The organism is Thalassobaculum fulvum (assembly GCF_014652915.1).
Lineage (GTDB): Bacteria > Pseudomonadota > Alphaproteobacteria > Thalassobaculales > Thalassobaculaceae > Thalassobaculum_A > Thalassobaculum_A fulvum.
Map to the genome: position 1 here is coordinate 137089 of NZ_BMZS01000009.1, position 13788 is coordinate 150876.

The 13788-nt window shown below is 70.2% G+C and carries 11 protein-coding genes; 5 read left to right on the forward strand and 6 right to left on the reverse strand.

Annotation, left to right across the window (positions count from 1 at the left end):
- Nucleotides 1–40: 40 nt before the first annotated feature.
- Nucleotides 41–907 carry a prephenate dehydratase gene (locus IE246_RS18790; RefSeq protein ID WP_189992509.1) on the forward strand — a complete coding sequence of 289 codons (867 nt, stop codon included), beginning with the start codon at nucleotides 41–43 and terminating at the stop codon, nucleotides 905–907.
- A 97-nt stretch (nucleotides 908–1004) separates the two neighbouring features.
- Here the strand turns inward: IE246_RS18790 and IE246_RS18795 are convergent, their stop codons facing one another.
- From IE246_RS18795 to IE246_RS18805, 3 genes are all read right to left on the reverse strand, one after another.
- Nucleotides 1005–1307 (reverse strand): GIY-YIG nuclease family protein, encoded by a 303-nt coding sequence (locus IE246_RS18795; protein WP_189992511.1) that lies wholly within the window; start codon nucleotides 1305–1307, stop codon nucleotides 1005–1007.
- Nucleotides 1308–1485: 178 nt separating this feature from the next.
- Nucleotides 1486–2478 carry an NAD(+) diphosphatase gene (gene nudC / locus IE246_RS18800; RefSeq protein ID WP_229837377.1) on the reverse strand — a complete coding sequence of 331 codons (993 nt, stop codon included), beginning with the start codon at nucleotides 2476–2478 and terminating at the stop codon, nucleotides 1486–1488.
- 103 nt (nucleotides 2479–2581) lie between these two features.
- Nucleotides 2582–3040: an Lrp/AsnC family transcriptional regulator gene (locus IE246_RS18805; RefSeq protein WP_189992515.1), complete on the reverse strand. Its 459-nt coding sequence runs from the start codon at nucleotides 3038–3040 to the stop codon at nucleotides 2582–2584.
- Nucleotides 3041–3183: 143 nt separating this feature from the next.
- Between IE246_RS18805 and IE246_RS18810 the strand changes: the two genes are divergently transcribed.
- A complete protein-coding gene (locus IE246_RS18810; protein ID WP_189992517.1) occupies nucleotides 3184–6645 on the forward strand; it encodes an indolepyruvate ferredoxin oxidoreductase family protein in 3462 nt (1153 codons plus the stop codon).
- Nucleotides 6646–6664: 19 nt separating this feature from the next.
- Here IE246_RS18810 and IE246_RS18815 read toward each other — a convergent pair whose 3' ends face one another.
- The 3 genes from IE246_RS18815 to tldD form a co-directional block, all read right to left on the reverse strand.
- A complete protein-coding gene (locus IE246_RS18815) occupies nucleotides 6665–8122 on the reverse strand; it encodes a methyl-accepting chemotaxis protein (protein WP_189992519.1) in 1458 nt (485 codons plus the stop codon).
- A 25-nt stretch (nucleotides 8123–8147) separates the two neighbouring features.
- On the reverse strand, nucleotides 8148–8456 hold the full coding sequence (locus IE246_RS18820; protein ID WP_189992521.1) for a hypothetical protein: 309 nt from the start codon (nucleotides 8454–8456) through the stop codon (nucleotides 8148–8150).
- Nucleotides 8457–8610: 154 nt separating this feature from the next.
- Nucleotides 8611–10044, reverse strand: coding sequence for a metalloprotease TldD (gene tldD, locus IE246_RS18825; protein WP_189992523.1), 1434 nt, complete (start codon nucleotides 10042–10044; stop codon nucleotides 8611–8613).
- A gap of 359 nt (nucleotides 10045–10403) precedes the next feature.
- On the opposite strand from tldD, the gene coxB reads away from it, so the two are divergent.
- From coxB to IE246_RS18840, 3 genes are read left to right on the forward strand one after another with little or no spacing between them, the layout of a single operon-like run.
- Nucleotides 10404–11174 carry a cytochrome c oxidase subunit II gene (coxB, locus tag IE246_RS18830; RefSeq protein WP_373297894.1) on the forward strand — a complete coding sequence of 257 codons (771 nt, stop codon included), beginning with the start codon at nucleotides 10404–10406 and terminating at the stop codon, nucleotides 11172–11174.
- A gap of 18 nt (nucleotides 11175–11192) precedes the next feature.
- A complete protein-coding gene (ctaD, locus tag IE246_RS18835) occupies nucleotides 11193–12812 on the forward strand; it encodes a cytochrome c oxidase subunit I (protein WP_189992527.1) in 1620 nt (539 codons plus the stop codon).
- Nucleotides 12813–12855: 43 nt separating this feature from the next.
- Nucleotides 12856–13785 (forward strand): heme o synthase, encoded by a 930-nt coding sequence (locus IE246_RS18840; protein WP_373297895.1) that lies wholly within the window; start codon nucleotides 12856–12858, stop codon nucleotides 13783–13785.
- Nucleotides 13786–13788: the final 3 nt, after the last annotated feature.

The following is a 13788-nucleotide window of genomic DNA, read 5'->3' on the forward strand; positions in this document are numbered from 1 at the left end:
GCGCGCTCCCGACCCCGTCCGCCGCCGGAGACCCCGTCGCATGAGCCGCAAGCCGATCGTCGCCTATCAGGGCATCGCCGGTGCGTACTCGCACCTCGCCTGCACCAACGCGCTGCCCGACCACGAGCCGATGCCGTGCCAGAGCTTCGAGGACATGCTGGCGGCGGTGCAGGAGGGCGAGGCCGACCGGGCGATGGTGCCGGTCGAGAACTCGGTGGCCGGCCGGGTCGCCGACATCCACCACCTGCTGCCGGAATCCGGGCTGTTCATCGTCGGTGAATACTTCCAGCGCGTGAACCACATGCTGCTGGGCCTGCCGGGCACCCGGCTCGACGAGCTGAAGGAGGTGCGCGCCCACCCGCAGGGCCTGGCGCAGTGCCGCAAGCTGATCAAGCGGCTCGGGCTGAAGCGCGTGAACCATGCCGACAACGCCGGCGCGGCGCACGAGGTCGCGGCACTCGGCGACAAGTCGGTGGCCGCCATCGCCTCGTCGCTGGCCGCCGGGATCTACGGCCTGGAGATCCTCGAGGACTCGGTCGAGGACGCCGAGCACAACACCACCCGGTTCCTGGTCATGGCGCGCCAGGGGGTGATGCCGCCGGTCGCCAACGGGCCGTGCATCACCACCATGGTGTTCCAGGTCCGCAGCGTGCCGGCCGCGCTGTACAAGGCTCTCGGCGGTTTCGCGACCAACGGCATCAACCTGACCAAGCTGGAGAGCTACATCATCGACGGCTCGTTCTCGGCGGCGCAGTTCTACATCGACGCCGAGGGCCACCAGGACGACCCGGCGATGCAGAACGCCCTCGACGAGCTGCGGTTCTTCTGCCCGAAGGGCAAGGTCCGCATCCTCGGCACCTATCCAGCCTCGCCGTTCCGCACCGGCGGCGGCGAACGGGAGGCGTAAGGGGGCGGCTACCCCAATCTCGTCATTCCGGAGCCGCGCAGCGGACTCCGGGATCCCTGGTGGGGCCGGGATCGCATGCCGAGCCGGAGACCCGCCGTCAGACGAGGCCCGCGAGCCCCGGATACAGATCGTGCCAGTCCGGGTTCTTCTGCTCGATCGGCGCGATCTTCCAGTCACGGCGCCAGTCCTTGAGCCGTTTCTCACGTCGGATCGCCGTTTGCATGTCCGGCTTCGGTTCGTACCAGACCAAGCGCTTCACACCGTAACGCGCGCAGAAGCCCGACGGATGTTCGCGGTGCACCCACACGCGACGGATCAGGTCGCCGGTTACCCCGACGTAGAGCGTGCCGTACGGTTTGGAAGCGAGGATATAGACGCAAGGTCGGAGTGTTCGGGGCATACGCCGGCTATGGAAAGGCGACGGCGAGTTTGCTCAGCATGCCCGGTCATGGATCCCGGAGTCCGCTGCTCGGCTCCGGAATGACGAAAGGAAAGTGATAGAGCATCCTACCCCTCGTCATCCCGGTGCGGCCGCCTTGCGGCCGACTCCGGGATCCACCGGGCGGCTGCCTCAGCCCTCAGGTGGTGCGCACCGGGTAGGCGCTCGGCACGGCGTCGACGGCGTCGTACAGCTCCGGGCGGACGCTCTCGACCCAGTCCTGGACCAGCCGGCGGGCGATCGAATCGCGGCGTGGCAGGAACTTGCCGAGCGCCTCGAAGTCTGACAGCTGCTCGGCGGTGAACCACTGGGCGTCGCCCAGTTCGTCATCGTTGCGGACGATGTCGAAGCTCTTGGCCTCGGCGTGGAAGCCGAGCATCAGCGAGGACGGGAACGGCCAGGGCTGCGAGGAGTGGTAGCGCACGTTGCGCACCCGGATTCCACTCTCCTCCCAGACCTCGCGGGCGACCGCCTCCTCCAGGGTCTCGCCGGGCTCCACGAAGCCGGCCAGGGTCGAGTACATGCCCTCCGGCCAGACCTTCTGGCGGCCGAGCAGGCAGCGCTCGCCGTCGTGCACCAGCATGATCACCGCCGGGTCGGTGCGCGGGAAATGCGGGGCCCGGCACTTCTCGTTGCTGCAGCTGCGCTGGTGGCCGCCCTTGACGCTCTCGGTCGGGTGGCCGCAGACCCCGCAGAACCGGTGGCGCTGGTGCCACCACATCAGGCCGCGGGCATAGGCCAGCAGCGAGCCCTCGAAGCGCTGCAGCAGCGGCCCGATGCGGCGCAGGTCGGTGAAGCCGCCATGCGCCGCCAGGATGTTCAGCAGGTCGGTCTCCTCGAGCGGCGACAGGTCGAGGGCGACATGCGCGACCCCCTCGTGCTCGCCGAGGAAGGCGATCGACTCGGCGTGGGCGACCAGGTGCCGGTGCTCGCCGGCCGACAGCATGGCGGCGCGCGGCCCGGCCTCGTCGACCTCCAGCACGAAGGAGCGGGTGCGCCAGACCGGCACCAGCCGGGTCTCGGGACGCTCCAGCAGCTCGTCCAGCCAGCCCTCGCGCTCGCGGATGTGGGCGGAGCGGTCGAGTCCACCGAACCCGTAGAAGTTCGGACGCTTTTCGATCAGGTCGGTCACGGGCGGCTCGGTCGGCTGGTCGGGGGGAAGGGTCGGCATGGCGCGGCGAGTGTACACCGGCCGGCCGGGCGGGCAATCACCGTGCGGGCGGACGACCCGCCCCTCACACCGGCAGGCGCCCGTGCTGCTTGATGTCCTTCAGGATCAGGTTGGTCCGGACGTGGGCGATTCCCGGCAGGCGGAACATGAAGCCTTCGAGGAAGTCGTTGTAGGCCTCCTTGTCGCGGCAGACGACCCGCAGGTGATAGTCGGCCTCGCCGGTGGTCGAGTAGCACTCCAGCACCTCCGGGCGCTCCGCGACGCGCTCGATGAACACGTCGAGCTGCGAGGCGTCGTGCCGGGTCATGGTGACGTGGACGATGGCGCTGAAGGCGAGGCCGCAACGGCCGGCGTCCAGCACCGCCGGGTAGCCGGCGATCACCCCGGCCTCCTCCAGCGCCCGCACCCGCCGCCAGCAGGCCGAGGCCGACATGCCGGCCTGCTCCGCCAGGGCCTGGTTGGAGATTCGGGAGTCCGCCTGCAGGGCGCGCAGGATGCGGCGGTCGGCGTCGCTGAGTTCCATTCGCGGGAATCCGGTTGGATCTTCCAGGCAGACGGGTAGTTTCGAATAGATCTTCCAGTTTGTCCATCGCAGTCGGACAATCTGGCAAGTTCTGCCAGGGGCGGCGGGTATAATGGGGGAACCATCCGACCCGGGAGCCGGTCATGAACGATCCAGCAGCCGCGCCGGTCGATGCCGGCTATCGCCTCGAGGACCGCTACACCCGCGGCTCCGGCCGGGTGTTCCTGACGGGGACCCAGGCGCTGGTCCGGATCGCCCTCGACCAGGCGCGCCGCGACCGGACGGCCGGGCTGAACACCGCCGGGCTGGTCTCCGGCTACCGCGGCTCGCCGCTCGGCGCGGTCGACCTGGAGATGTGGCGGGCCAGACGGCTGGTCGACGAGCACGGCATCACCTTCCTGCCGGCGGTCAACGAGGACCTGGCCGCCACTGCCGTGCTCGGCAGCCAGCAGGTGGAGAGCGACCCGAACCGCACGGTCGATGGCGTGTTCGGCCTCTGGTACGGCAAGGGGCCGGGGGTCGACCGGGCCGGCGACGCCCTGAAGCACGGCAACGCCTACGGCTCCTCCCCGCATGGCGGCGTGCTGGTGGTCGCGGGCGACGACCACGGCTGCGTGTCGTCGTCGATGCCGCACCAGTCCGACGTCGCCTTCATGGCGTGGTTCATGCCGACCCTGAGTCCGGCCTCGGTCGCCGAGTACCTGGCGTTCGGCGAGTACGGCTACGCGCTGTCGCGGTTCTCGGGCATGTGGGTCGGCTTCAAGGCGGTCTCCGAAACCGTCGAGGCGGCGGCTTCGGTCGAGATTCCGGAGCCGCGTCGGTTCGTCGTGCCCGACTTCGAGATACCGCCGGGCGGCCTGCACTACCGCTGGCCGGACCTGCCCGGACCGCAGATCGAGGAGCGCATGGAGGCGAAGAAGCACGCGGTGTTCGCGTTCGCCGCCGCCAACCCGATCGACCGCCACGTCTACAACGTCCCGGACGCCCGGTTCGGGATCGTGACCACCGGCAAGGCGCATCTCGACCTGATGGAGGCGCTGCGGCTGCTCGGGATCGACGAGCGCGAGTGCCGGCGCATCGGCATCGACGTCTACAAGATCGGCATGGTGTGGCCGCTCGACCGCCGCGACGCGCTGGCGTTCATGCGCGGCAAGCGCGAGGTGCTGGTGGTCGAGGAGAAGCGCGGCATCGTCGAGAGCCAGTTCAAGGAGTACTTCTACGACTGGCCGGGTGCGAAGCCCGAGCGCATGGTCGGCAAGCACGACGAGACCGGCGAGCGGCTGATCCCGTGGACCGGCGAGCTGTCGCCGCTTCTGCTGGCGCCGATCGTGGCGCGGCGACTGGACGGGGTGTTCCCGGGGCTGAACCTGGCCGAGCGGGCGGCCCGGCTGGTCCCCGGGACCGACCGGGTGATCCAGGTCGCCGGCGCCACCCGCACCCCGTATTTCTGCTCCGGCTGCCCGCACAACACCTCGACCCGGGTGCCCGAGGGCTCGAAGGCGCTGGCCGGTATCGGCTGCCATTTCATGGCGAGCTGGATGGACCGCGACACCTCCTCGCTGATCCAGATGGGCGGCGAGGGGGTGAACTGGGCGGCCTCGTCGAAGTTCACCGGCCAGGGGCACGTCTTCCAGAACCTGGGCGAGGGCACCTACTACCACTCCGGCTCGATGGCGATCCGCCAGGCGATCGCGGCCGGCGCCAACATCACCTACAAGATCCTTTACAACGACGCGGTCGCCATGACCGGCGGCCAGCCGGTCGACGGGCCGATCAGCGTGCACGCCGTCGCCCACGGCGTGCGGGCCGAGGGCGTGCAGCGGATCGCCCTGGTGTCGGACGATCCCGCGAAGTTCGCCGAGGCCGACTTTCCTTCCGGCCTGACCATTCACCCCCGCGACGAGCTCGACGCCGTGCAGCGCGAGCTGCGCGAGGTGCCGGGCGTCTCGGTGCTGATCTACGAGCAGACCTGCGCCACCGAGAAGCGGCGGCGCCGCAAGCGCGGCACCCTGGAGGACCCGAAGCGCTTCGCGGTCATCAACGACCTGGTGTGCGAGGGCTGCGGCGACTGCTCGGTGGCGTCGAACTGCCTGAGCGTCGAGCCGAAGGAGACCCCGTTCGGCCGCAAGCGCCGGATCAACCTGTCGAGCTGCAACAAGGACTTCTCCTGCCTGGACGGGTTCTGCCCGAGCTTCGTGACAGTCGAGGGCGCGACCCGCCGCAAGCGGGGCGGAACCGGGGCGGACTGCGCCGGCCGGGCGGCCGGCCTGCCGGAGCCGCAGCGCGCGACCCTCGCCGAGCCCTACGACCTGCTGGTCACCGGCGTCGGCGGTACCGGGGTGATCACGGTCGGGGCGCTGGTCGCCATGGCCGCGCACCTGGAGGGCAGGGGCGTGTCGGTGCTCGACTTCACCGGCTTCGCCCAGAAGTTCGGGCCGGTGCTGAGCTATCTGCGGATCGCCGAGGCGCCCGAGCGGATCAACCAGGTCCGGATCGACCAGGGCGCGGCCGACGCGCTGATCGGCTGCGACGTGGTGGTGTCGTCGTCGCCGAAGGCGTCCGGGACCTACCGGCCCGGGACCCGGGCGGTGGTGAACTCGGCGGAGATGCCGACCGGCGACGTGGTGCGGCTGCGCGACGCCGACCTCGCGGTCGGGGCCCGGCTGGCGGCGATCCGGCGGGTGGTCGGTGCCGACAACCTCGACTCGCTCGACGCCAACCGGCTGGCCGAGACGCTGTTCGGCGACGCGGTGTTCGCCAACGTGATCATGCTGGGCTTCGCCTGGCAGCGCGGGCTGGTGCCGGTGTCGCGGGCGGCGCTGGACCGGGCGATCGAGCTGAACGGCGTCGCGGTGGAGGCGAACCGCCAGGCGTTCGCGGCCGGCCGGCTGGCCGCCACCGACCCGGCCTTCGCGCTAACCGGCGAGCCGGAGCGCGAGCCCGAGACCCTGGACGACGTCATCGCCCGGCGCGAGGCGTTCCTGCGCGACTACCAGGACGCCGCCTGGGCCGGCCGCTACCGGGCGCAGGTCGACCGGGTGCGGGCAGCCGAGCCGGCGTCGTACGGCGGCGCGCTGACCGACGCGGTCGCCCGCGCGCTGTTCAAGCTGATGGCCTACAAGGACGAGTACGAGGTGGCGCGGCTGCACGTCGAGACCGGCTTCCTCGACGGTCTGCGCCGCGAGTTCGAGGGCGATTTCACGGTCCGCTACCACCTGGCGCCGCCGCTGCTGCGCACCGGCACCGACGCCCGCGGCCGGCCAGCCAAGCGGTCGTTCGGGCCGTGGGTCCAGGGGGCGTTCCGGCTGCTGGCGAAGCTGAAGCGGCTGCGCGGCACGCCGTTCGACCCGTTCGGCTACACCGCCGAGCGACGGATGGAGCGCGCGCTGATCGGCTGGTACGAGGGCGTGGTCGGGACCGTGCTGGACCGGCTGGCCAGCCATGACCGGGCGACCCACGACCGGGCCACCCTGCTGGCGCTGGCGAGGGCGCCGCTCGAGATCCGCGGCTTCGGGCCGGTCAAGGAAGCGGCGGTGGCGAAGGTCAGGGCCGAGGTCGACCGGCTGCTGGCGGATCCGCCGCGGGAGCGGCGCCCGGCGGCGTGAGGGCCGGCCGCCGGATCGGTCAGCTCGCCCGGACCTGCTCGACGAAAGTCGTGGTCTCGCGGCGCAGGCGTTCGGCGTGGCGGGCCAGGTCCTCGCTGGCGCGCCGCACGTCCTCGGCGGAGGTGCCGCTCTCGCGGGTCTCCAGCGCGACCCGGGTGATCGCCTCGGCGGCGTCGCGGCTGGTGTCGGCGAGGCCGCGGACCTGGTCGGCGATCTGCCGGGTGACGCCCGACTGTACGCCGATGGTCTCGGCGGTCGCCCGTGCGGTCTCGTCGATCCGGGCGACCGCCTCGGCGATTCCGCGGATCGCCGCCACCGCCCCCTCGGCCTCGGCGCGGATCGACTCGATCTCGCCGGCGATCCGGTCGGTGGCCTGCGCGGTCTGGGTCGACAGCGACTTCACTTCCGAGGCCACCACCGCGAAGCCCTTGCCGGCCTCGCCGGCGCGGGCGGCCTCGATGGTGGCGTTCAGCGCCAGCAGGTTGGTGCGCTCGGCGATGTCGTTGATCAGCCCCAGGACGTCGCCGATCCGGTGCACCGCCTCGGCCAGGCCGGCGACCGTGGAATCGGTCTCGCGGGCCCGTTCGGCGGCGTCGCGGGTGATCTCGCCGGACGACACGACCTGCCGGTTGATCTCCTCGATGACCGTGTTGAGCCGCCCCACCTCCGCCTCGGTGGCGCGCGCCCGTTCACTGGCTTCCCGGGTGTTGCCGGCCACCGCCTCGGAGCGATCGGCGGCACGGGTGGTGGTATCGGTCAGGACCGACGAGGTCCGGTTCAGTTCCTCGGCGGCGGCGGCGACGGTCTCGGAGATGCTGCCGATCGACGCCTCAAGGGCCTCGGCGGTCTGCCGCAGGGCGGCCGCCCGCTCCTCGGCGCCGCGGCGCTCCTGGTCCTGCTGGCGGGCGGCGATCGCCGCCCGCTCGGCCTCGGCGGCCTCGGCCTCGGCCCGCGATTTCGCCGACTGCTCGAAGGCGTGCGCGACCTGATGGGTCAGCCACACCAGCACCGCCGCCTCGGCGACCACGATCACCGCATGCAGCACCACCCGGCCGAAGTCGGAGCCGTCGGGGAACACCGCGGCCGGCAGCAGGAAGTTGAGCGACAGGTGGTGGACCGCGACGACGGCGGTCGCGGTGACGATGGCCCGCCAGTCGGTCAGCCCGGCCAGCATCGCCAGGCAGGCGAAGTAGTACATGTGCATGTCGATCTGCCAGGGGTGCCCCGCGAACTGGAACACCAGGATCGACACCGCGCCCATCAGGCCGGCGGCGAGCGCCAGGCGGGTTCCCGGATCGTCGATTCGCCAGCGCGTCAGGGCACCGACCGTGGCGGCGACCACCGTGATCGCGCCGACCGGCAGCAGCAGATCCCGGCCGAGGACCAGGGCGACGGCGGCGGAGACCGGGATCTGCAGGACGAGGAAGATGGCGAGGACGGTGGTCGCCCGGCGCCGCAGGGTCGTGAGTTCGTTCATCGGGAGTCTCCTTGGGCCGTCGGCGTCAGGCGGAGCCGGTGCCGAGGCAGCCGCCGGCGGCAACCGGATCGACGACCAGGACGGCGCCGTGGGCGCGCAGGCGGTCGGCCAGGTCGGGGCCGGCGGGACGCACCACCAGGATGGTTGCGATGGCGCCCTCGCGGACGATCAGACCGTCGGATCGGGCGACCGCGGCGGCCGCCTGCTCGCGGTCCCACCAGGGCGGGAAGACGGCGGCGACCGCCGATTCGGGAGCCGTCGGAACGGCGATGGCCGATGCCCCCGCCACGATCAGGGTGAGCGCGGCGATCAGTGCCGGAACGGCATAGTTCACGATCTCGGACTCCCTCGCTGGCCGGCAGTGACGACTTGCCGGTACGGGGAGTCACGACGATCGGGTTTAACGAAGTGCTAAAGTCGACGCGAATATGAGAGGTGATTGCGGATTATACGTACCGCCGCGCCCGCCCGCCGCGCCCGCCCGCCGCTCACACCGCCGTGCCGCCGACGGTGATGCCGCGCATCTTCAAGGTCGGCTGGCCGACCCCGACCGGCACGCCCTGGCCGTCCTTGCCGCAGGTGCCGATCCCGTCGTCGAGGCGCGAGTCGTTGCCGATCATGGTGATCTTGGTCATCGCGTCGGGACCGTTGCCGATCAGGGTGGCGCCCTTGACCGCCGGGCCGATCTTGCCGTCCTCGACCAGGTACGCCTCGTTCATCGAGAACACGAACTTGCCGGAGGTGATGTCGACCGAGCCGCCGGCGAAGTTCACGGCGAACAGCCCCTTCTTCACCGAGCGCAGGATCTCCTCCGGCGACGCCGTGCCGTCGGCCATGAAGGTGTTGGTCATGCGCGGCATCGGGTGGTGGGCGTAGCTCTCGCGGCGGCCGTTGCCGGTGGCCGCCATGCCCATCAGCCGGGCGTTCTGGCGGTCCTGCATGTAGCCGACCAGGATGCCGTCCTCGATCAGCACGGTGCGCGAGGTCGGCGTGCCCTCGTCGTCGACGGTGAGCGAGCCGCGCCGGTCCGGCAGGGTGCCGTCGTCGATCACGGTCACGCCGGGGGCGGCGACCCGCTGGCCGATCATGTCGCTGAAGGTCGAGGTCTTCTTGCGGTTGAAGTCGCCCTCCAGGCCGTGCCCGACCGCCTCGTGCAGCATCACGCCCGGCCAGCCCGGGCCAAGCACCACGTCCATCTCGCCGGCCGGGGCCGGCACCGCGTCGAGGTTGACCAGCGCCACCCGGATCGCCTCGTCGACCGCGTGATGCCAGGCTTCGGGATCGACGAACCGGTCGAACATCAGCCGGCCGCCGCAGCCGTAGGAGCCCGATTCCATGCGGTCGCCGTCGCCGACCACGACCGAGACGTTGAGCCGGACCAGCGGCCGCACGTCGCCGACCCGCTGGCCGCCGGCCCGCAGGATCTGCACCGCCTGCCAGGAGCCGACCAGCGAGGCCGATACCTGGCGCACCCGCGGGTCCTTTGCGCGGGCGTAGGCGTCGATCTCGGTCAGGACCTTGATCTTCGCCTCGGTCGACACGCCCTGCAGCGGGTTGGCGTCGGTATAGAGGTGGCGGTTGGTGCCGACCGGCCCCTCGGCCATGGTGCCGGAATGGCCGGCGTGCACCGCGCGAACGGTCCCGGCGGCACGGCGGATGGCGTCCTCCGACAGCTCGGAGGCGTGCGCGAATCCCCGCGCCTCGCCGGCGATCGCCCGCAGGCCGAAGCCCTGCGAGGTGTCGAAGGAGGCGGTCTTCAGCCGGCCGTCGTCGAACGCCAGGCTCTCGCTCTGCCGGTACTCGAGATAGAGCTCGCCGTCGTCGGCGCCGTCCAGCGCGTCGTCGACGATTGCCTGCGTGCGCCCGGCGTCCAGGCCGGCACGGGAGAAGAACAGTTCGTCGGTGATGGCGCGATCGGTCACGGCGTGCTCCTGGCGCGGGGGCCGGTTGAACGGGATTCAGCCTGACATAGGCATTCGGCCGGCGGAAGTCGACCGGTCGGCAACGGTGCGGCGCCCGTCGTTGATCCAGCGCACGGCGCGACCGAATGCCGCGTGAGGGCTGCTTGCCCAGGCATTATCAGCGTTCTAGCTTGCGACCGAGCACGCCGCCCCGCGTTGCGCCGGGCGTGCGTTGGTGTCATAACCAAGCCCGCCGCGGGGGGCGCGGCGAGAGCAACGACAACGGGAACGACCGACTGATGGATCGGATCCTCGGATTGGCCGTGTCTTGGGCGCGGCATATCGGATGGGCGGCGGCTTCGCTCGTCGCTACCGCGACCATGGCATGGGCGGACAGGCCGCGTGAGTGGCAGCTCGGGATGCAGGAAAGCGTCACGCCGACGCACGACCGGCTCGACGACCTGCACAACCTGCTGCTCGTGATCATCACCCTGATCGCGATCTTCGTGCTGGTGCTTCTGGTGTATGTGTGCCTGCGGTTCCGCGCCAGCAAGAACCCGGTACCGTCGAAGACGTCGCACAACACCCTGCTGGAGATCATCTGGACCGGCGTGCCGGTGCTGATCCTGGTGGTGATCGCGATCCCGTCGTTCAAGCTCCTGTATTTCGCCGACAGGGCGGTCGAGCCGGACATGACGGTGAAGGTCCAGGCGCACCAGTGGTACTGGAGCTACGAGTACCCGGACCAGCAGATCGCGTTCGACAGCAACATGATCGCCGATGCCGACCTCAAGGAAGGCCAGATCCGGCTGCTCGACGTCGACAACCGCCTGGTGGTTCCGGTCGGCAAGAAGGTGCAGGTGCTGGTCACCACCTCGGACGTCATGCACTCGTTCTTCATCCCGTCCTTCGGCGTGCAGATCTACGGCACCCCGGGCCGGATCAACGAGACCTGGTTCCAGGTCGACAAGGCCGGCGTGTATTACGGCCAGTGCAACCAGATCTGCGGCCTGAACCACTCCTACATGCCGATCGTCGTGCAGGCGATGGAGCAGGCCGAGTACGACGCCTGGCTGGCCGAGGCCAAGACCAAGTTCGCGATGGACGACGGCGCCGCCGGCCCGACGCTGGCCGCGGTCGTGTCCAAGTAATCGAGCGGAGACGAGACGATGAGCAGCGCTGATCACGCCCACGGCGCCCACGGGCACGACGACCACGGCGCGCCGACCAGCTTCGTGCGCCGCTGGCTGTACTCCACCAACCACAAGGACATCGGGACGCTGTACCTGGTGTTCGCGGTGGTCGCCTCGCTCGTCGGTGGCGCCATCTCGATCTACATGCGCATGGAGCTGCAGAACCCCGGCCTGCAGTTCATGGAGGACGGCAACGTCTGGAACGTCATGGTCACCGCCCACGGCCTGATCATGGTGTTCTTCGTGGTCATGCCGGCGCTGATCGGCGGCTTCGGCAACTGGTTCGTGCCGTTGATGATCGGCGCGCCGGACATGGCGTTCCCGCGCATGAACAACATCTCGTTCTGGCTGCTGGTTCCGGCGCTGCTGCTGCTGGTCCTCTCGATGTTCGTCGAGGGCACCGGCGGCGCCAACGGCGCCGGCGTGGGCTGGACCGTCTATCCGCCGCTGTCCGGCAAGCTCGGCACGCCGGGCATGGCGATGGACCTGGCGATCTTCTCGCTGCACCTCGCCGGTGCCGGGTCGATCCTGGGCGCGGCCAACTTCATCACGACCATCTTCAACATGCGCGCGCCGGGCATGACCCTGCACAAGATGCCGCTGTTCGTGTGGTCGATCCTGGTCACCGCGTTCCTGCTGCTGCTGTCGCTGCCGGTGCTGGCGGGCGCCATCACCATGCTGCTGACCGACCGCAACTTCGGCACGGCGTTCTTCGAGCCGTCCGGCGGCGGTGACCCGGTGCTGTTCCTGCACCTGTTCTGGTTCTTCGGCCACCCGGAGGTCTACATCATGATCCTCCCGGCGTTCGGCATCATCAGCCAGGTGGTCAGCACGTTCTCCAAGAAGCCGGTGTTCGGCTACCTGGGGATGGCCTACGCGATGGTGGCGATCGGCGTGGTCGGGTTCGTGGTCTGGGCCCACCACATGTACACCGTGGGCCTGGACGTCGACACCCGCGCCTACTTCACTGCGGCGACGATGGTCATCGCGGTGCCGACCGGCATCAAGATCTTCTCGTGGATCGCCACCATGTGGGGCGGCTCGATCGAGTTCCGGGTCCCGATGATCTGGGCGATCGGCGTGATCTTCCTGTTCACCGTCGGCGGCGTGACCGGCGTGGTGCTGGCGAATGCCGGCGTCGACCTGGCCCTGCACAACACCTACTACGTGATCGCCCACTTCCACTACGTGCTGTCGCTGGGCGCCGTGTTCGGCATCTTCTGCGGGTTCTACTACTGGTTCTCGAAGATGACCGGCTACGAGTACAACGGCTTCCTGGCCCGCCTGCACTTCTGGGTGACGTTCGTTGGCGTGAACCTGACGTTCTTCCCGATGCACTTCCTCGGCCTGGCCGGCATGCCGCGGCGCTACATCGACTACCCCGACGCGCTCGCCGGCTGGAACTACGTGTCCTCGATCGGCGCGTACATCGGCGGCATCGGCACCCTGATCTTCTTCTGGGTGGTGATCGAGGCGTTCATGAAGAAGCGCAAGGCGGCCGACAACCCGTGGGGCGAGGGCGCCACCACCATCGAGTGGACCCTGTCGTCGCCGCCGCCGTTCCACACCTTCGAGGAACTGCCCCGCGTGAAGTGACCCCGGGGCAGACCCGGGGCCAGGGGGCCGAGAGGTTGTTGACGTGACCGATACTTCCGCCGACATCGTGCGGATCGACGCCGCCGCCGAGGCCGTCCCTGGTGGGACGGCCTCGGTCGCCGACTACGTCGCTCTGCTGAAGCCGCGGGTGATGTCGCTGGTGGTGTTCACCGGCGCCGTCGGCCTGGCGGTGGCGCCGGGGCATCTGCACCCGGTGCTGGCGGTGATCGCGGTGCTGTGCATCGCCATCGGCGCCGGCGCGTCGGGCGCGATCAACATGTGGTACGACCGCGACATCGACGCGGTCATGGAGCGCACCCAGGCCCGGCCGATCCCGGCCGGTCGCATGAATCCGGACGAGGCGCTGGCCTTCGGCGTCGTTTTGTCCGGCTTCTCGGTGCTGGTCATGGGGCTGGCGGTCAACTGGGCCGCCGCCGCCCTGCTCGCCGGCACCATCGGCTTCTACGTCTTCATCTACACGATGTGGCTGAAGCGGCGCACGCCGCAGAACATCGTGATCGGCGGCGCCGCCGGCGCGTTCCCGCCGATGATCGGCTGGGCCGCGGTGACCGGCGACGTGTCGGTCGCCTCGATCGTGCTGTTCGCCATCATCTTCATGTGGACGCCGCCGCATTTCTGGGCGCTGGCGCTGTGGCGCTGCGGCGACTACGCGCGGGCCGGCGTGCCGATGCTGCCGGTGGTGGCGGGCGACCGCGAGACCCGCCGGCAGATCCTGATCTACTCGCTGCTGCTGGCCCCGCTCGGCACGGCCCCGGCGCTGCTGGGCTTCGCCGGGACCGGCTACGGCATCGTCTCCGGCGTGCTCGGCGGCCTGTTCGTCGTGGCGGCCCTGCGGGTCTGGCGCGGGTCCGCGGCCGACCACCGGCCGGCCAAGCAGCTGTTCGGCTACTCGATCCTCTACCTGTTCGCGCTGTACGGCGCGCTGCTGGTCGACAGCTGGGTGGCGGGGTGACCG

What these genes read in the sequence shown, in the direction of transcription:
- IE246_RS18790 (WP_189992509.1), top strand. Translation starts at nt 41, where the DNA reads ATGAGCCGCAAGCCGATCGTCGCCTATCAGGGCATCGCCGGTGCGTAC.
- IE246_RS18795 (WP_189992511.1), bottom strand. Translation starts at nt 1,307, where the DNA reads ATGCCCCGAACACTCCGACCTTGCGTCTATATCCTCGCTTCCAAACCG.
- IE246_RS18805 (WP_189992515.1), bottom strand. Translation starts at nt 3,040, where the DNA reads ATGGAACTCAGCGACGCCGACCGCCGCATCCTGCGCGCCCTGCAGGCG.
- IE246_RS18810 (WP_189992517.1), top strand. Translation starts at nt 3,184, where the DNA reads ATGAACGATCCAGCAGCCGCGCCGGTCGATGCCGGCTATCGCCTCGAG.
- IE246_RS18815 (WP_189992519.1), bottom strand. Translation starts at nt 8,122, where the DNA reads ATGAACGAACTCACGACCCTGCGGCGCCGGGCGACCACCGTCCTCGCC.
- coxB (WP_373297894.1), top strand. Translation starts at nt 10,404, where the DNA reads ATGGCATGGGCGGACAGGCCGCGTGAGTGGCAGCTCGGGATGCAGGAA.
- ctaD (WP_189992527.1), top strand. Translation starts at nt 11,193, where the DNA reads ATGAGCAGCGCTGATCACGCCCACGGCGCCCACGGGCACGACGACCAC.